The 19117-nt window shown below is 36.6% G+C and carries 15 protein-coding genes; 11 read left to right on the top strand and 4 right to left on the bottom strand.

What is annotated here, in order from left to right; translation table 11 throughout:
- Positions 1-500: 500 nt before the first annotated feature.
- The 8 genes from gloA2 (at position 501) to ACI6MV_RS14925 (ending at position 10793) form a co-directional block, all read left to right on the top strand.
- Complete coding sequence (gene gloA2 / locus ACI6MV_RS14960; protein ID WP_407271117.1) at positions 501-899, top strand: SMU1112c/YaeR family gloxylase I-like metalloprotein; 399 nt, start codon at positions 501-503, stop codon at positions 897-899.
- 792 nt (positions 900-1691) lie between these two features.
- A complete protein-coding gene (locus tag ACI6MV_RS14955; protein WP_407271116.1) occupies positions 1692-2138 on the top strand; it encodes a hypothetical protein in 447 nt (148 codons plus the stop codon).
- A 230-nt stretch (positions 2139-2368) separates the two neighbouring features.
- Complete coding sequence (locus ACI6MV_RS14950) at positions 2369-4039, top strand: sensor histidine kinase (RefSeq protein WP_407271115.1); 1671 nt, start codon at positions 2369-2371, stop codon at positions 4037-4039.
- Positions 4039-4806, top strand: coding sequence for a response regulator transcription factor (locus tag ACI6MV_RS14945; protein WP_407271114.1), 768 nt, complete (start codon positions 4039-4041; stop codon positions 4804-4806). The genes ACI6MV_RS14950 and ACI6MV_RS14945 overlap by 1 nt, the downstream gene beginning before the upstream one ends.
- Before the next feature lie 133 nt (positions 4807-4939).
- The gene (locus tag ACI6MV_RS14940; RefSeq protein WP_407271123.1) at positions 4940-6310 is read left to right on the top strand and encodes an extracellular solute-binding protein; all 1371 of its coding nucleotides are present in this window, start codon (positions 4940-4942) and stop codon (positions 6308-6310) included.
- A gap of 541 nt (positions 6311-6851) precedes the next feature.
- On the top strand, positions 6852-7730 hold the full coding sequence (locus ACI6MV_RS14935) for a carbohydrate ABC transporter permease (protein WP_407271113.1): 879 nt from the start codon (positions 6852-6854) through the stop codon (positions 7728-7730).
- A 17-nt stretch (positions 7731-7747) separates the two neighbouring features.
- Positions 7748-8644, top strand: coding sequence for a carbohydrate ABC transporter permease (locus ACI6MV_RS14930; RefSeq protein WP_407271112.1), 897 nt, complete (start codon positions 7748-7750; stop codon positions 8642-8644).
- A gap of 28 nt (positions 8645-8672) precedes the next feature.
- The gene (locus tag ACI6MV_RS14925) at positions 8673-10793 is read left to right on the top strand and encodes a glycoside hydrolase family 52 protein (RefSeq protein WP_407271111.1); all 2121 of its coding nucleotides are present in this window, start codon (positions 8673-8675) and stop codon (positions 10791-10793) included.
- Positions 10794-10925: 132 nt separating this feature from the next.
- On the opposite strand, the gene ACI6MV_RS14920 is transcribed toward ACI6MV_RS14925, so the two are convergent.
- Positions 10926-11549 carry a YesL family protein gene (locus ACI6MV_RS14920; RefSeq protein WP_407271110.1) on the bottom strand — a complete coding sequence of 208 codons (624 nt, stop codon included), beginning with the start codon at positions 11547-11549 and terminating at the stop codon, positions 10926-10928.
- A 161-nt stretch (positions 11550-11710) separates the two neighbouring features.
- Here ACI6MV_RS14920 and ACI6MV_RS14915 point away from each other — a divergent pair, with 161 nt between their 5' ends.
- From ACI6MV_RS14915 to ACI6MV_RS14905, 3 genes are all read left to right on the top strand, one after another.
- Entirely contained in the window at positions 11711-12283 is a 573-nt protein-coding gene (locus tag ACI6MV_RS14915; protein ID WP_407271122.1) for a polysaccharide deacetylase family protein, read from the top strand.
- Between the two features lie 18 nt (positions 12284-12301).
- Positions 12302-13876: a glycoside hydrolase family 43 protein gene (locus tag ACI6MV_RS14910; protein WP_407271109.1), complete on the top strand. Its 1575-nt coding sequence runs from the start codon at positions 12302-12304 to the stop codon at positions 13874-13876.
- A 993-nt stretch (positions 13877-14869) separates the two neighbouring features.
- Positions 14870-15154, top strand: coding sequence for a hypothetical protein (locus tag ACI6MV_RS14905; protein WP_407271108.1), 285 nt, complete (start codon positions 14870-14872; stop codon positions 15152-15154).
- A gap of 465 nt (positions 15155-15619) precedes the next feature.
- Here ACI6MV_RS14905 and ACI6MV_RS14900 read toward each other — a convergent pair whose 3' ends face one another.
- The 3 genes from ACI6MV_RS14900 to ACI6MV_RS14890 all read right to left on the bottom strand — a co-directional run bounded on the left by ACI6MV_RS14900 (position 15620) and on the right by ACI6MV_RS14890 (position 19062).
- On the bottom strand, positions 15620-16387 hold the full coding sequence (locus ACI6MV_RS14900; RefSeq protein ID WP_407271107.1) for a CsxC family protein: 768 nt from the start codon (positions 16385-16387) through the stop codon (positions 15620-15622).
- A gap of 292 nt (positions 16388-16679) precedes the next feature.
- Positions 16680-17276 carry an adenylyl-sulfate kinase gene (cysC, locus tag ACI6MV_RS14895; protein WP_407271106.1) on the bottom strand — a complete coding sequence of 199 codons (597 nt, stop codon included), beginning with the start codon at positions 17274-17276 and terminating at the stop codon, positions 16680-16682.
- Positions 17277-17292: 16 nt separating this feature from the next.
- Positions 17293-19062, bottom strand: a complete 1770-nt coding sequence (locus tag ACI6MV_RS14890; RefSeq protein WP_407271105.1) for an SLC13 family permease — start codon at positions 19060-19062, stop codon at positions 17293-17295.
- Between the last annotated feature and the right edge of the window lie 55 nt (positions 19063-19117).

Genomic DNA, 19117 nt, shown 5'->3' with positions numbered 1-19117 from the left:
AAAAATAGTTGAGTAGTTCATCGTGATTATTAGATTGTATGAAATAACTCCCGGAATTATACATAGATTAATTTAATAATACTGCTTTATCTTCATTTACATTGCCACATAATTTGTTAATCAGTTTCATAATGCCATTTTACTTATCAGCTGTGAAAAAGCGTTTATTTAAATTTTTTCACAAAAAAAAGACACCCAATTAAGGGCGCCAAGGGGGGACATTATTATGTTCAAATAGTTAAGTAATAATCGATAATCAGTAAAGCATGTAAACGCTTATTTCGAAAAGAAAACTTTTATTAATTTTGTAACCGTTTTCATTATAAAACAATATTACACTACTTTAAATAGGACTAAAGACCTATTTTTGAAAAAATCTAAATATTGCTATTAATTTCCCTAAAATACTGTTTAGAATAACCATAGAAAACATTTATTCTATTAAGGAATTCTGAACTGTTGAACTGATAAAAGAATCTTATCATGGAGGAGTGTTAAATGTGTTCAGCAAGGTGCATCATATTGCAATTATATGCTCGAATTATCAAGAGTCAAAAGATTTCTATGTCAACAAGCTCGGATTACAAATTTTGCGGGAGGTATATCGGGAAGAACGTGATTCCTATAAACTGGACCTTGCTATCGACGGTGAATACTTCATTGAGCTCTTTTCATTTCCAAATGCACCGAAAAGGCCGAGTTATCCAGAGGCTCAAGGGCTACGTCATTTAGCATTTGAAGTTGAAGATATCGATAATATCGTTAGAAAATTAACGGAGAGACAAATAAAAGTAGAGGATGTCCGTATTGATCCTGTAACTAATAAGAAATTTACTTTTTTTAGCGATCCTGACGGTTTACCATTAGAAATTTATGAATCTAATAGAAATATATTATAATAATTTCCTAATCAATGTGACGATTCCAATCCAGATTGGCGTGGAGAAAAGTATTGCTACAAAGCAACCTCGTGCAAAGTTTCCGTCTTCTTGTTCCATAAAATACTTCCTTTCTGATGAAGCTTAGTATAATTATAGACGTGACGAGGTACTTTTAATCATTTCGTGTTATTCGTTTATTATTTTGCTCTTTTGTTGGTGCATAATCGTAAAGTTTGATGCGCTTAAACTACATATAGAGGTGATATCCGGCGTAGTAGTTAGGTGCTCACGATCTTAGATGTACACCGCTCCGTCCCTACACTTTGCTCTAGTGAGCCTCCTCGCGCTATCGCGCTGTGGGGTCTCACTTAGGCCACTAGTCCCGCAGGATAAATGTTTTCGGTGGGACGAGTAATCGCAGTCCCAAGGAAAGCTACGACAGCGAAGCATCGCACGAAGAAAATTGGGTTGTATTTTCGAGGAGTCAAAGTGTAGGGCCTACGCTTCATAAGAGGTGTGTAACAGAAAACTACCCTAAGCTTTGGAAAAATTCGCCACTCCAGCGGGAAAGGAACAGTCTGAAGACCCCGCAGAGAGCGCACTTTGCGATCGAGGAGGCTGAGGCGTTCCCCGCCGGAAAGGGCGTATTTTTCCAAAGCGCATGTTTTACACTACGACGGAGTTTAGCTATTTTACGCAATAACGACAAACCTTTTAGCAAGCAGTCTATCAAAATGAACAACCTCATACTAATTTGTTACCTTCTTGAATAAGATAATATAAGACTAGCAGTAGAGGGTGACGGATACGATGAAAAGAAACAGGATATCAGTCGTGCTAATATTTGTAGTCGTATTCGGGATGATTATTTTTATCATTATTCAATTATCACCACGAAATCAAGCAAAGGATATAGTAAGAGATTTTTACCGACATGAACAAGCTGGAGAATTTGCTCAATCTTGGAGTCTTTTTCACTCCAGTATGAAAAACAAGTTTGAAAAAGGACACTACATACATGACAGACCGCATGTATTTATGAATCATTTTGGGGTGACAACTTTTTCATTTTCCTTAAGTAGAGTGAAGAAATATAACGATTGGAAAATGACAAACGATTCGAGTCTGATGGAAGTATATGCCGTCACTGTAACCCAAAGTTTTAACGGGAAATATGGAAATTTTAGTCTCGTTCAGCCGGTTTATGTTACAAAGGAAGAAGGCGTATGGAGGATACTTTGGGATTATAAGAAATAACATAAGTACACGAAAAGCTGACTAATGATATCAATACTTTATCCAGTCAGCTTCTTTTTATGGAGTATTTTATGTTAACGTTTTCTTATATTTAAGTTATACTTAGTTCATCAAATAAACTATGTTTTATTTAAATATTATATAGAGGGAGGGTTGTTACAGCTGTGTTGTCTCTGCTAAAAAAATGGAATACTCTACGAAACCAAATTTTAGTTGTTTTCCTTTCAGTAATGATGATCGTCCTAGGGATTGTCGGTGTTTCTACATTTAATCGGGTATCCATGTTAATAAAAAATAACGCAGAAAGGCAAATTCAACAAGTAGCAACCGAGGCAAACGGTAGAATTGAAACGTTGTATGAACATATTGATACGGTAACGAGACAGATTGCTACAAATGCTGAAGTACAACAATTATTGCAGCAAGAGTTAAACGGTACACCCGCTACATTTAAACAAAGGCAAGCACTAAACAATGTAGTTAGTACAATACAAGCTAATGCGAATGGGATAACCTCAGTTGAAATTTATGCGAAAAATACGAGACGTATATTGCCGCTCGATGATACCAATTTAATTAATCTTATTGAGGAGAAATGGATTAATCGTGCTGATGTACAAAAAGGAAGCTTAGTCTGGATTGGTACTGATCCGATGAATTCTAATTATTTTCTTGCGATACGACGAGTAAGTTTGATGAATCAGTCGTTTACAAACGGTGGTTATTTACTTATTCGGATTAGTAAAAATTACTTTCAATTGAATACAACAGCTTTCTCCGAACAAGAGTATATGATCGTAGTAGATGCGTATAGCAATCCGATTATTTCTAATTACCAAAAAGATATATCATCGTTATTTGGTAATGATGATAATACAGTGAAAATTAACAATACAGATTATATTTATAATGAAAGAATATCAGATATAACAGGCTGGACCTTGGTTATTCTAACCCCTGTAGATGCCCTGATGGAGGGTATATCAACGTTGCGAACAGTAATTGTTATTTCCGGAATTATTGGTATTTTTATCTTTGTTATATGCTCAATTTTTCTTTCTACTATTATTACTCGTCCAATTATTAAACTAACAGAAACGATGCGGAAAGCTGGTGAAGGAAGCCTTACTTTGAACCCAGCAACAACATCAACAAATGAAATCAATGAATTAAATAGTACGTATAATATGTTAGTAAAAGAAACAAATCACTTAATTCAAATGGTATATGAGAAAGAACTGACACGTAGTCGCACCGAATTAAAAGCATTGCAAGCACAAATTAATCCACATTTCTTATTTAACACCTTAGATGCCCTATATTGGTCACTAATAGATAAAGAGGAAGATGAGCTAGCTGAGTATGTTGTAGCGATGTCAGAACTATTCCGTTATACCATCACCAACAAACATATTGGTGAATGGGTAACGATAAAAGAGGAAATGGAGCATATAAAACGCTATATGCAAATTATGCAAATGCGTTTTGGCGATCGGCTCCACTTGCACATATCGGTTCCTCAAGTTTGGGAGAATAATAGAATTCCGAAACTTCTTATTCAGCCTTTAGTAGAAAATGCTATTCTGCATGGTGCCGGAAACAAAACAGGCGACTGCATCGTATCAATTGTGATAGAAGCATCGATGCATCCATCAAGGTTAATAGTGAAAGTTGAAGATGATGGTGCTGGCATGGATCAAGAAAGGGTGGCAAAACTAAGAAACTACTTAGAAGAGGATGGGGTATCCTCTTTAAAAGGGAATGGTATTGCCATTATTAACGTGAATAAGCGTCTTCATTTATATTATGAAGATAACTTAGCGGGGCTTGCTATAAATAGTGAACTAGGGATGGGGACTAGTATTACTTTTGAGATACCGATTCAGGGAGGGATTCAATAGTGTATGCCAAAAATATATTAATAGTTGATGATGAACCTAGAACAAGGCATGGGTTAAAGAAAACATTAGAAAATTGGTCTGAAGGAAGATACCAAGTGATGACCGCTGAAAGTGCAAAAGAAGCAATTAAAATTATAGATCAACAAAAGATACACTTATTAATCACAGATATTCGCATGCCTGAGATCACTGGCCTGGAATTACTAATGACATTAAAGCGTCAGGAAATTTATCCTGTGGTAATCGTAATTTCAGCATATTCAGAATTTGAATATGCCCAAGAAGCACTTCGTTTAGGTGTGATTAATTATCTGTTGAAGCCGTTAAGTAGAGAAAAATTGATTGAAGCTGTAGAACAAGCCATACAAGTGGAAGCTAAGCAAGAACGCACAGGTTTAATGGAAAGGGTCGTGGATGATAAACTAGTCCACGTAAATCGAGACGGCTTATCCAATTCCTCCATCAAAGAAGCTATTGACTTTGTTGATCAGCATTATCGAAGTGAATTAACTTTAAAGGAAGTAGCAGACCATGTCCATTTAAATTCTAGTTATTTCAGCGCTTTATTTAAGGAACAGATAAATGTAACGTTTAGTGAATATGTTACGAGATGCCGTCTTCAAGATGCAAAAAATCTATTACTCTCGTCAAACACACCTATTGCAGAAATTTCAGAGCAAGTTGGGTATAAGACGCCAAAGTATTTTATAAAGCTGTTTAAAGAGTATGAAGGTGTAACGCCAAGTGCATACAGAAAAGAATCTTAAGGTTGTGGAAGCGTTTTCTAAAAATAGTAGTATTTTAGCCAATCATAGTTACCTATCCCCCTGCTATAAAAGGTGATAATCTATATTTGTAAGTTAAATAGCACTAAAAAAAGAGCAGGGGGTTTTTAATTTGATTAACAAGAAAGCGGTTGCAATTTTATTAGCTATGTTTTTGACAACTGTATTAGTAATTACCGGATGTTCTTCGTCGTCTAATAACGCTGAAAATGGTGATACAAATACTGACACTGACACGAATACTAACAATGAGCCAGAACAAGATGCTAATAACGAAGAAGTTGAGGAAAAAACAATTAACTTTATGCACTTATGGCCAGAAGGTAGTTCAAAACAACACTACGATATCGTAGAATCAATCATTGCTGAGTTTGAAGAAAATAATCCTGGCGTAACAGTTGAACCAGAAATCCTAGGAAATGAACAGTACAAAGAGAAGTTAAAAGTTTTAGCAGCAGGTAATGAGTTACCTGACGTAGGTATGACATGGTCTGCAGGCTTCTTACAGCCATATGTAGAAGGAAACAAGTTCACGCCTCTTGATGACTTGCTTAATGACGGTTTAAGTGATTTATTTGTTCCGGGTACCACAAATGCTTATGCAGTAGATGGTGCTACTTATGGTTTACCACTAGAGTTAAATATTGCACCGGTTTATTACAATAAAGCAATCTTTGACGAATATGGTTTAGAAGTACCAAAAACATTAGACGAATTCAAGAATGTAGTTCAAACACTAGCAGATAATGGTGTTACTCCAGTTACAGTAGGTAACAAAGACCGTTGGACTGGTTCTCTATGGTACATGTATTTAGCTGACCGTTTTGGTGGCCCTGAAACATTAACGAATGCAATCAACCGCACAGGCACTTTTGAAGATCCAGCACTTATCGAAGCTGCTGCAGAAATTCAAGAACTAGTTGATATGGACGCATTTGTTAACGGATTCAATGGTTTGTCTAACGATGAAGCAAAAGCTTATTTCCTAAATGAGCAAGCAGCAATGTTCTTGATGGGTACGTGGGATCTTCCTGAGTGGACTACAAATGAAGATAATCCACAAGAATTTAGAGATTCAATCGGGTACTTTAAGTTCCCAACTGTTGAAGGTGGAGAAGGAGACATTGACAGCTTTGTAGGTGGACCTGGTGTTGGTTTATTCGTAGCTGAAGAATCTCCAGTTAAAGAAGAAGCAAAAGCATTTGTTAAATTCTTTGTAGAAAAATGGGGCGAAGTATCTGTAACTGATGCAGGGGTTATCCCAGCAACAAAAGTGTCTACAGAAGGTACAGAGCTTCCACAAATGTACATTGACATTCTTAACGACCTAGGCAGTGCATCAAACATTACTTTATATGCTGATGTTCAAATGAGCCCTGCGGTTGCAGAAGTTCACTTGAATCAAATTCAAGCTCTATTCGGTGGGGAAGTTACACCTGAAGAGTTTGCCAAAGCACAAGAAGAAGCACTTGCTGCTGAAGAGTAAAGAAAACTGAACAATCAAGGAAAAGGACATATCATAATCCTGATATGTCTTTTTCCCTATATTTTTTTGAAATCAAGTCACTTTTTATAAACTTTGCTATTTATTATTTCATATTTGAATTAAAATGCGACATAGTGCTCGAGATTTTTGCTCACGCGTCTAGCTATACCAACAGCAAAGGTGCTAACCGGATTGAGCGGCCATATAAGCGCTTATTTAGTTTAAATTTTCAATTTCGATGATTTGACGGCCACCACAGCACTTATTTACCGATATCAACTCGTTGAAACAAAAAATTCATCCAAATAAGTGCGCTGGTGGCCGCACAATTCTAATAATGCCTCATTTGTCACAGATAAGCGCAGTAGTGGCCGTCATCGACTCATCGACCGCAGTACAATGCCTCCTCCATTGCGTCTGTTTAACACTACGTCGGAGTTTAGCTATTTTGTGCAATAACAAAAATATTATAGAAAACAACCTAAGTAAAATATGTGTACCTTCTAAAAAAATAAGAGAAAAGTAAAGGGGGATAATTATTATGAATAAAGTTATGTCTAATAAGGCAGTCATTGCATTATACGTTATACCAGCATTGATGTTCCTTTTGATTTTAGTATATGTACCAATTTTCTTAACAGGCTATTACGGTCTAATGGACTGGAATGGTATTGGGGAAATGAAGTTCATAGGTTTAGAGAACTACACTAAATTAATACAAGATATGAAGTTTTGGGAAAGTTCTTGGCACTCTGTACTACTTGCTATTTTCTCTACATTAAGTCTTGTAATCTATCTTGTCGTTGCACTTGTCCTATCAGGGAAAATTAAGGGTGCAGATTTCTTAAGAAAAATATACTTAATTCCGATGCTACTATCATCTGTTGCAATCGCACAGCTGTGGTTAAAAGTATATGATCCTAATAACGGGATTATTAACAGCTTATTAACAACACTTGGAGTTGAAAGTCCACCTGCTTGGCTATCTGAACCAGATCTTGTTTTATATGCAATATTCGTTCCGATTGTTTGGCAGTACGCAGGTTTTTATATAATCATTTACTATGCAGCATTAAAAGGTATTCCAAAATCATTAGAAGAAGCAGCTAAAATTGATGGTGCAAATCCAATACAGGTTGCTTTGAAGATTAAAGTACCGCTAATTATGGGTGTTATAAAAGTAACAATCATTTTAGCTATTGTTGGTTCGTTAAAATACTTTGATTTAATTTATGTAATGACTGGTGGAGGACCGAACGGAGCCAGTGAAGTTATCGCATCCTATATGTACCGTCAGGCGTTCTCAACAGGAGCATTTGGTTATGGTAGTGCGGTAGGATTCGCATTGTTAGTGTTCTGTTTAATTGCTACATTTATTATTCGTAAATTAACTGCTTCTGATGAAGAAGTACAATATTAAAGAGGGAGGGGAACATAATGAATAACAATTTATCCACAAAAGAAACGACTACCGTAACGACAGAACCAATCATAAAGAAAACATCTATACTGACCAAATTTGGGTATGGAGTACTTTATGCAGTATTATCTATTGTAGCTGTTTTTCAAATATTTCCATTGGTTTGGTTGTTTATATTTTCATTAAAGACGAATCGAGAAGTGTTTGCTAAGTCACCGGTTGCCCTGCCTGAAGATCCACAATGGGGCAATTATGCGAAAGCATGGATTGATGGAAGTATTAACCTCTACTTCTTTAATAGTGTCTGGATTACCGTATCAGCTGTAGTACTTACGGTATTACTTGGAAGCTTTGTTACATTTGCTATTACGCGTATGAACTGGAAATTAAACAAGCTAGTATTAGGGTTATTTATGGTTGGTTTAATGATTCCAATCCATTCAACGTTAATTCCCTTGTTTGATTTTTATAATAAACTAGGTTTAATCGACAATCCTTTGTCTATTGTACTCACGTATACAGCATTTAACCTACCGCTTACGATCATGATCTTATTAGGTTTCTATTACACGTTGCCACGTGAAGTAGAGGAAGCCGCTGTAATGGATGGATGTTCAGTACACCGTATCTTTTTCCAAATTACATTACCTATGACTACTCCAGTTATTTCTACAACAGTCATCATTAATATGATTTATAATTGGAATGAATTTGTGTTTGTACAAACATTTATTAGTTCTCCAAAATGGAAAACGTTAACTGTAGGTATTCAAAACTTTATTGGACAGTACTTAACAGATTGGGGCGCGATTGGAGCGACATTAATGATTAGCATCATTCCAATATTGATTGCCTTTATCTTATTAAGCAATCGTATTGTTGAAGGTATCGCTGCCGGATCTGTTAAAGGGTAAGTACTAGGATAGAAAGGAAGAATCGTATATGCCAAAAAATATGTACTTTAATGCACACCATTCTCCAATTGGTGCATTTTCAAGCTTTACGCTAGGATTTCCAGGTGATGGAGGAGGGCTTGATTTAGAGCTCGGACGTTCTCCACAGAAAAATGTTTTTATTGGTGTGGAAGCTAGTGATCAACCAGGACAATACCATGCGTTGCCATTTTTTCATTCGCCAGATGAGGATGAGAGCAAGCGCTATGATATTGAAAATCCTGATCCAAATCAAGACAAGGAAAAAATTATTTTTCCATATGAAAAAGAAGAGGTAGAACGGGAATTCCAATTAGGGACAGATACGTGGAAAGCAGGAGATCTATCGTTTACTATCTACTCCCAAGCATCCTCTGTTCCAGATCCAGCGGAAGGAATCTCGGAATCTTTAAAGCTAGCGTTAGTTCCGGCTGTCCTAGCAGAATTAACAATCGATAATACACAAGGTGATAAACCACGTCGCGCATTTTTCGGATATGAAGGCAGTGATGTATATAGTTCCATGCGGAGACTTGACGATACGATGACGGATGCGTATGGTGTCGGTCAGGGCCGAATAACCGCTGTTACGTCAAACAATCCTGAAGTGAAATCTGCGCTCCACTTTAGTTTGGAAAACATTTTAACGGAAGAGTTGGAAGAGAACTGGACATTTGGTCTTGGACCAGTCGGGGCAATGATTATGGATGTTCCAGCCAGTGAAAAAAGAACCTACCAGTTTGCGGTAAGTTTCTTCCGAGACGGCTATGTAACTGCCGGGCTAGATTCATCATACTACTACACCAAATTGTTTAAAAATATTGAAGATGTGTCATCTTATGCACTCGGAAATTTTGACAAACTAGTTGAACGCGCGCATCAAGCAAACAAAATCGTAGCGGACGCAGAACATCTATCAGACGATCAAAAATTTATGCTCGCACATTCAATCCGCAGTTACTATGGTTGTACACAGTTACTCGATGTTGATGGTGAAGCGTTCTGGGTAGTTAACGAAGGTGAGTACCGGATGATGAATACCTTTGATTTAACTGTCGATCAATTATTTTTTGAGTTGAAAATGAATCCTTGGACAGTGAAAAATGAACTAGACATGTTTGTGAAACGTTTCAGCTATGAAGACAAGGTACGATTCCCAAATGATGAGGAAGAATACCCTGGGGGAATTAGCTTTACCCACGATATGGGTGTTGCTAATACGATCTCAAGACCACATTATTCTTCTTATGAAGTTTACGGTATTGACGGTTGCTTCTCACATATGACACATGAACAGCTTGTAAATTGGGTGCTTTGTGCTACCGTTTACGTTGAACAAACTGGGGATAAAGAGTGGCTACAAAGAAATATGGAAGTTGTCGAAGCATGTTTAGACAGTATGTTAAACCGTGACCACCCAGATCCAGCAAAACGTAATGGTATTATGGGGCTTGACTCATCCAGAGTTATGGGTGGTGCAGAAATCACCACATATGACAGTTTAGATGTATCATTAGGGCAAGCACGTAATAACATTTACTTAGCCGGAAAGTCTTGGGCTTCTTATGTTGCGTTAGAAAAACTGTTCTTTGAAAATGGTAAAGAGGATTTAGCTAAAACAGCTGGAGATCAGGCTGAAAAATGCGCAACAACGATTGTTAATAATGTAACGGCAGAAGGATATGTTCCTGCAGTTATCGGAGAAGGGAATGATTCAAGAATCATTCCAGCAATCGAAGGGCTTATCTTTCCATACTACACGAACTGTCCAGAAGCATTAGATGCTAACGGACGTTTTGGTGAGTATATTAGGACGTTGAAGCAGCACCTAGATACCGTGCTAACAGACGGTGTGTGCTTATTTGAAGATGGTGGATGGAAGATCTCTTCCACAAGTAATAACTCGTGGTTAAGCAAAATTTATTTAAGTCAGTTTATTGCGCGAAAATTATTAGGATTAAAATGGGATGAAAAGGGTGCCAAAGCTGATCAGGCACACGTCGAATGGTTAACCCATCCTACACTTTCAATATGGAGCTGGAGTGATCAAATCATTTCAGGCGAAATTACTGGTAGTAAGTACTACCCGCGTGGAGTAACAAGTGTGTTGTGGTTGGAAGAACAAGTTTAAAGAAGTGAAAAAGGAGTCAGACATAGGTCCGGCTCCTTTTTATATCAGTTTAATTAATTTCGACTACTGATTTTATGCTAATTCAACAACTATATGTTACAGAATAAGCTTTATACGTAATTGCACTGCTACTTAATTTGCTTCAGATGCTTTTTGTTTTTTTTGTTCAATTTTCTGAAAGGCTTGATGACAGCCTAACATAATCAAAAATGCACCTATACTTCCTCCAAAGAAAAACAGCAAGCCTGGAACAAAAGTCATCACGTAATACGTAACCGCTAAACTGATCAGCACCATCACATTAATAATTGGGTTAATCAACATAATCAAAAAGGCATTTTTAAACACTTGGAAGATGGAAATATCGTAATGCACATAAACAGGAACAAGATATAAAGCCATTAGTGTAAAGAAAAGCATCACTAAATATATTGGAATGTGTATGAGATTTAACCAATTCTCTGCATTTAATTGCATGAATTGTATATCGATATAGAAAATAAACAAGATGATGAAAATGATAACACCGAATAGGTTGCCTTTCAAAAACTCTTGTTTATATACACTCCAAAATGTTCGAAAGGTAGGAAGATCGTCTTCACCTCTAATCCATTTTCGAATAACTGCAAACATTGCTATTGTAGCAGGGAAAAAACCAAAAACTATCAATCCTAAAATGGAGAAGCCAATCCAAAGCAAATTTATATATGCAAATCTAGTAATCCATTCTGTTACACCGAATAATGATTTTGCCAACTTTCTCCTCCTCAGTAAACCGCTTATGTAATTTAGGGATTAAGTGTGTCCTTACTATTATAGATTCATTTATACCTTGATGCAAAACAGTAAACTGAAAGGAGATTCAATAGATGGAACAGTTAAACATTATTCAAAAAGTGGACACTTCTTAAAAAGCGATAGCAATTACGATTGATGATGGTCCGAATCCATATTATACAAAGCAAGTGTTAGCTATTTTTAAAGCAGTTTCAGGGAAAGCTACTTTTTTTATGGTTGGTGAACAGATGGCAAAGTATCCTGAGATGGTTGAAGCAGTAATAATAGCGGGGCATGAAATCGGCAATCATTCTTATTCACATCCCATGATGACAAAACTGAGCGCTGCAGACTGCCATGAAGAAGTAAAACGTACAGAGCAACTGATTGTCAACATGACTGGCAAATTACCGAAATTATTTCGTCCTCCCTATTTGGACTATAATCAAGATACTCAACAGATCATTAAGAAATTTAATTATCGTGTTATAGGTGCTTTAAATTTCGATGCGACTGACTGGGAAATGCCTGGAGTGGAACATATAGTGACAAAGTCCTATAATCACACAAGTAATGGAAGCATACTGCTATTCCACGATGGCTTCGGAAATCGTTCGCAAACGATCGAAGCTGTAAGCGTACTAGTACGAAGATTAGTCTCGGAAGGGTATCAGTTCGTAACGGTGAGCGAACTGTTACAAATGGAAAAATAAAATGAAAGGGTGTTATCAATGAAGAAAATTATCAATCCGATCCTACCTGGTTATCATCCAGATCCATCGATCTTAAGAGTGGGAGATGACTATTATATTGCAACATCTACATTTGAATGGTTTCCTGGAGTACAAATTTATCATTCAAAGGATTTAGTCAATTGGCAGTTACTGACGTATCCATTAACCCGAGAGTCACAGTTACATATGATTGGAAATATTAATTCTGGTGGTGTGTGGGCACCGTGTCTTAGTCACGCTGACGGTGTTTATTACTTGATTTATACCGATGTTAAAAGTCGGATTGGAGCTTTTAAAGATACACACAATTATATGGTTACAGCTACCGATATTAATGGCCCATGGTCCGAGCCTATTTTTCTTAACAGCAGTGGATTTGACCCATCACTTTTCCATGATGACGATGGAAGGAAATGGTTTTTAAACATGATCTGGGATTTTCGTAAAGGCACCAATTCGTTTGTCGGTATTGCCTTACAAGAGTATTCAGTAGAAAGGCAACAGTTGATAGGACCAATACGTAATATTTTTAAGGGAACAGAATTAGGTTTTACGGAAGCACCTCATTTGTATAAACGAAATGGTTATTATTATTTGATAACAGCAGAAGGTGGAACTTGGTATACACATGCGGTAACCATCGCCCGCTCTAAATCTTTATTCGGCCCTTACGAAGTGGACCCGACCAATCCGATACTCACTTCCAATCAGGACGACCCAAACCAATTGCAAAAGGCCGGTCATGGTAGTTTAGTAGAAACACAGCAAGGTGAATGGTATATGGCTCATTTGTGTGCACGGCCTGTTGTCGACAATAAATGTATATTGGGGCGCGAAACAGCTTTGCAGAAGTGTTATTGGACTGATGATGATTGGATTCGCGTGGAGGGAGAGGGCTATCCGCAAACAGAAGTAATAGCACCTAACCTGGAGAGCTATCCGATAGAACAAGTATCTAATTATGATGATTTTAATGGGGAAGAATTGAAAAAATATTGGAATTCCCTTCGTCGACCATTTTCGGAAGATTGGATTTCAAGGTCGGAGCGCAAAGAATACTTACGATTAAAGGGCGGGGAATCCATGTCATCGTTGCACCATCAGAGTTTAATTGCCCGTCGTTTAGAAAGTTTCCAAGCAGATATAGAAACAGAAATAGAATACGAACCTACCGACTTCCAGCAGATGGCAGGACTCATTGTTTACTATGATACGGATGACTATGTTTACTTACGGATATCGCATCATGAACAGTTAGGAAAATGTATCGGAATTATAGAATCAAAGCACGGTGCCTATGATGAACTATTAGAAACGGATATTTCTATTCCGAATCAGTCCGCTTGTAAGCTTAAAGCACAAATAGATCAGCAATGGCTACAGTTTTTTTATGCTTTGGACGGTCAAGCGTGGAAAGAAATCGGTGGGAAAATTGACATTTCCCATTTGTCAGATGATGACGCAAATTACATTCGCTTTACAGGTACGTTTGTCGGGATTTGCAACCAAGATTTAAGTGGACAAAAGCTGCATGCTGATTTCGCTTATTTTGACTACCAGGAGCGGAGTTAGGTGTGCATAAGCGAAATGAAAAGGAGCAGCATATTGGAAAGTAGTTCAAAAAATTAGCTAATTGTTCTTAAAAATCAACGTGTTTCAGTCTATAAATCTACAACTGAAATTGATCCTTCGTCATAAGATAAGGCTGTTGTTGCTAATTGCATAAGATATCTAGTATCCGACGTAAGATTAGGTGCTCGCTGATCTTAGATGTACACCACTCCGTACCTACATTTTGCTTTCCGCGGTGCTGAAGATCTCATGAATATCCCATATGGAGGACGATTTGAGTTACTTCTTGACGGCCACCGCGGACCTTATTTCTGACAGAATGGACATTTTAAGAATTGTGCGGCCATCAGTAAGCTTATTGAAATAAGGTTCTCTGTGGCCGCAAAGTTTATTAGCACCTCAACTACCCACAAACATACTAATTAATTTAAAGATTAAAAGAACGGTATCGTTTTTTTCAATCAACATCAATTTGTCCTCATTTAGAGCTCTAATTTTTTGAAATTTCTACTGCTTTATATAAAAATCCTCTATTTATTTTCATTAGCATCCTTATATGATTCAATTTCATACTACTGTTTTTTCAGCTAGCTGTATAAGGTAAGTCTGAAATTGACACATATATTTGAAAAAAATGGAATCTTACTATGTGAAAATGTCTATAATTTCACACAGTAAACGAGACTAGATTCTGTTTGAGAAGAATTATTATATTTAGGACAACAAAAGCTAGTTATATGAATCATATTCTCTTATTTAACGATAAACAGGCTTATTAATAGGGAAGGCTTAGGATTATTCATTATACAAAATAATATACCTCTACATAAGATAGCTAATAAGAGAGGGGGTGTCTGTAAGTGGGTAATAGTAATTTAGATAATTTTAGTAATTGTGGTTGTAATAAGAGAGAGCATAAAGAAAAATGTTTTATTATTTGTTGTAAAAAAGTAGAGTGTAAAAGTAGTTGTTGTAAGAAAAAAGAAAAGGAACATGAATGCAGCTGCCATAAGAAAAAAGACTTTGAATATGAGTGTTGGTATTGCAAGAAAAAAGAACGAGAACATGAATGCTGTTACCACAAGGAAAAAGACTGGGAATATGATTGCGGTTGCCATAAGAAGAAAAGACATGAATATGACTGCGGATGTTGTGAAAGAGATGGTTGGAAGCATGAGCATAGCTGTAATGAATTTAAGTGGTTCAAGTACGAATGCTATTAATATAACAAGTCATATTATGCCAAATAAATGGACTAGTTTTTTACCTAGTCGCTAATAATTTGCATACTATTAGTTTCCTCTATCTGGGATAGCTTAAGTAAAGGGTTCATAAACTTTAAGAAGAGAGCATTCTTAAATTATGAAAACACATGGACTATTTTAGAGAAGTTAGCGCTTTATGTAGAGAAGGCAACGCCATCATTCTTGAAATGATATGTTACTGCCTTCATTGTATATCAGTTTTCTGGTTGTATAGGAAATTATAAAATATACTAAATGTGGATAACATTAAGCATTAGCCAAGGCCAGCTCCGAGCGCCAGCGACTAGCGAGACTTCCCTCACCTCATGACACGATAAGTCAACATCGGTTCAGGTTTTATGGAAGGTCGACTAAAAGCGGACTTGTCGTCCAACGTCGACATACCCCTTATGCAGGGGCATGTTTCCTTTATCTCCTACGGTTCAGTCCAGTCCGTACGTCGCTAACCGGCGCTCTGCGCTTTTGTTCTTGTATAAAGTTATAAAGCGTTAACTTCTATTTGTTGATTTTGTAGAATTTTTATAGTAAATCTTAAGAACATTTTCTCAACTATTTCCTGAAATGTACCTTCTTCAAATGATTTGTGACCAGGAAGTGGTTTGCGATCAATCGCTTCATCGAATTCGGTAATATGGCTATTTAGTAGCTCACAATATGGTAGTTGATTATAGAATTGAGCGCTCTCTTGATGAAACTGAGACAGATCGCTAGACAAAAGATGGTCTTTTTCAGGGAAGCCTTTGCCTAAATCTTGCTCTCTAAAAAAATCAAATTCACTTCGAGTATTCACCTGAGGTAGTAGAACTGGTGAAAGAAAGTTATCTGTTTCAATTCTTGTAACACACTGAAATGGTATATCGACTGTAAATGATTTCATTTGTGAAGACACAGAATAATCACTTGAATCTGGGCAAGGTGATGCATATTGAATATTTTTACGCACATACCCCTTTAGAAATAACGACAATGGTTCTGTTGAAAAATCTGTACCATTTGAAGCTGGATTTGTTAGTAAACGACATTGAACTAATTTTAAACGTTTTTTGATGTCCTTAATTTCAAGAACAGGATCTGGAAAATGAATATTTGCAACCAAGTTAGAATTTACTTCTACTTCAGCTAATGTTACGGGAACTCGAAGGATTCTGGTTCCTGCTGGAGTTGTTACTGGATCAACATTTGTAACTTCACATTGCTCAACGGAAGCTGACTTATTAACACTTACCCAATTCTTATCTTTGCTCATTATGCTCCTCCTCGGAAATTATGATTCAATCTATCCTATGCCTGCTTAGGGATAAATGTAGTAGTGAAAACGTGGAATTTTGATAGTTTTTTAGATAATGATAGGCATTGGTATATGAGCAATCTATCATCATCGGTACAATTGTCTATTTGAATTTTTAAAAAACAAAGCAAAAGAAAGATGCCGATTTTAGAAATCGGCATCTTTCTTTTGCTTTATACTATTCATTTGCGATTTGATTATTCAAGACAGGACATATATTTGTGAACGCTGAGTGTTCACTCCTCTTTCGTTAAATAATTTCATTATCGATAAGGTAAGTTAAAAGAATCTCCACTGATTCTTCTATAGACATGTTATCCGTGTCGATCGTTATTTCTGGAACTCGAGGGGTTTCATAGCTTTGATCAACACCAGTGAACTGTTTGATTTTTCCTTCGTGAGCTTTTTTATAAAGTCCTTTTGGATCCCGTTTCTCGCAAGTTTTTATTGAACATTTTATATACACCTCAATAAATTCCATCTCGTCGAACAAAGCTCTGGCGTCTGCTCGATCAACTTCAAAGGGAGAAATAAGTGCTGAGAGGACAACAACACCAGCATCTACGAATAGCTTGCCGATCTCAGCCACTCTTCTCACATTTTCTTTACGGTCCTCTTGTGAAAAAGAGAGGTTTTGATTTATACCATGTCGTAAATTATCACCATCTAATAAATAGACGTTAATACCCTTTTCGAATAGTTTCTGTTGTAGAGCGTTGGCGATGGTTGATTTACCTGAACCGGATAAGCCTGTAAACCAGATCATGACACTTCCATGACCATGCAGCTTCCTGCGATCATCTTTTCCTATCAAGGATTGATGCCAAGTAACGAGTTTTTCATCCATTTAAACAGTCTCCTTTCTATTTGATCCATTTTAAATAAGCAACTACTATAGTGATAATCATACATAATAGACTTAATGGAAGCCCTACCTTAAAATAATCAGAAAACTTATAACCTCCTGGACCATATACTAGCAAGTTAGTTTGATAGCCGATCGGAGTTAGAAAACTACACGAAGCAGCGATAGCTGTAATCATACCGAACATCAAAGGGTCTAATTGCAGTTGCTCTGAAATAGAAAAACCGATTGGGAACATTAATGCAGATGTAGCGAGGTTATTAAGTAATTCAGTGAAAAACAGTGTGATCAGATAGAAAAGTATAATAGTACCCATTAGCCCCAATGCAGGCTGAAAGTGAATAAGCAGGTTAGCAACAATTTCTGCTAGCCCTGTTTTCTCAAACGCTTTTCCAATTCCAATTGCACATCCCATCAAAATAATGATGTCCCAGTTAATCGACTTTATTGCATCTGATAAAGTCATTACCCTCGTTAAAATTAATAGTACAGTTGCAAGTAATACCAATTTAAAAATTGATAAAATCTGAAAAGAAGAACAAATAACAATGGAAAGTATAATTCCGATTATTATAAATTTTTTATAAGTTAATCTAGTTTTCTTCCTATTTACTGGAGAAATGAAGTAAAAGTCTATTGTATCCGCCCACGACTTAACAAAATCTTTTTTTGCAAGTACCAAAAGGATATCTCCCGGCTTTAGTACAAATCTACCGATTCCTGAATAAATAACTTTATCTCTTCGTTTAATGGAAATAATAGACGCATTATATTTAGAACGAAAATGACTTTCCTTAATTTTTTTAGAAACTATTGGTGAATTTGTGGATATCCCTACCTCGTAAAGTGATGTCAAATTATGATCACTGTTATGTTTCCCATCTGGAATATAAGGACTAAGACCTAATTGATTTTCTAAGTGACAGATTTGTTCTGGGTTACCGGAGAACACTAAAATATCATTAACTTGAATCTGATCCTCATCTGGATTAGGAATAATGGCATGCCCCGTCCGAACGATTTGAACAAGAAATAATTGGTCTAGTTGACGGAGCATAGCTTCGTTAACCGTTTTACCAACTAAGGGAGAGTCATTATGAACAACAAATTTGTGAATGTAATCTTTTTGTTCTCTTTGAAAAGTTTCTGTGTATTGATCTCTACTAGGTAAGATGAAGTGGCCTATGGTTACAAAATACAGAAAGCAACAGATTGTTATTGGCACACCGAAATAGGCAAATTCAAAAAAGTGAAAACCTTCTAAGCCTTTCTCAACTAGGAATCCCTGGATCATTAAATTGGTGGATGTCCCAACAAGTGTTATGGTTCCCCCGGTAATAGCAGCATAAGATAGTGGAATGAGTAATTTTGATGGTTTAACATGATTGATATTCGCCAAATTTTGAAGCGTTGGAATTAACATGGTTACAATCGGTGTATTACTCATAAAAGCAGACATTGTACTGATTGGTAACATGATTCGAGCAAGCAAATATCGAATATTTCTTTCCTCTCCTAAAGCTTTCTGTATAAACGTATCCAATATCCCGCTTCTGGACACCGCAGAACTTATAATAAAGAGTAGAGCTACCGTGTGAACTCCTGGATTTGAGAATCCTATCAGCGCAACAGATGATTCTAATATCCCAGATAGAATGATCACAACTAATACAAGAAATAGGGTGAATTCAACAGCAAGCCACTCCTTTATTAAGCAAACAAACATAAAAGCGAGAGTTATACATAGAAATAGTGCCTCTAAATTCATAAAAATTCTCTCCAGTTAGTATACATTTTTCCTTTTCATATATGGTTATGTAAAT

The sequence above is a fragment of the Radiobacillus sp. PE A8.2 genome, from assembly GCF_045635475.1.
In the GTDB taxonomy this organism is placed as follows: domain Bacteria; phylum Bacillota; class Bacilli; order Bacillales; family Amphibacillaceae; genus JBJGXI01.
The sequence above is the reverse complement of the archived record's forward strand: the minus strand, read 5'-3'. Positions and strand labels throughout refer to the sequence as shown.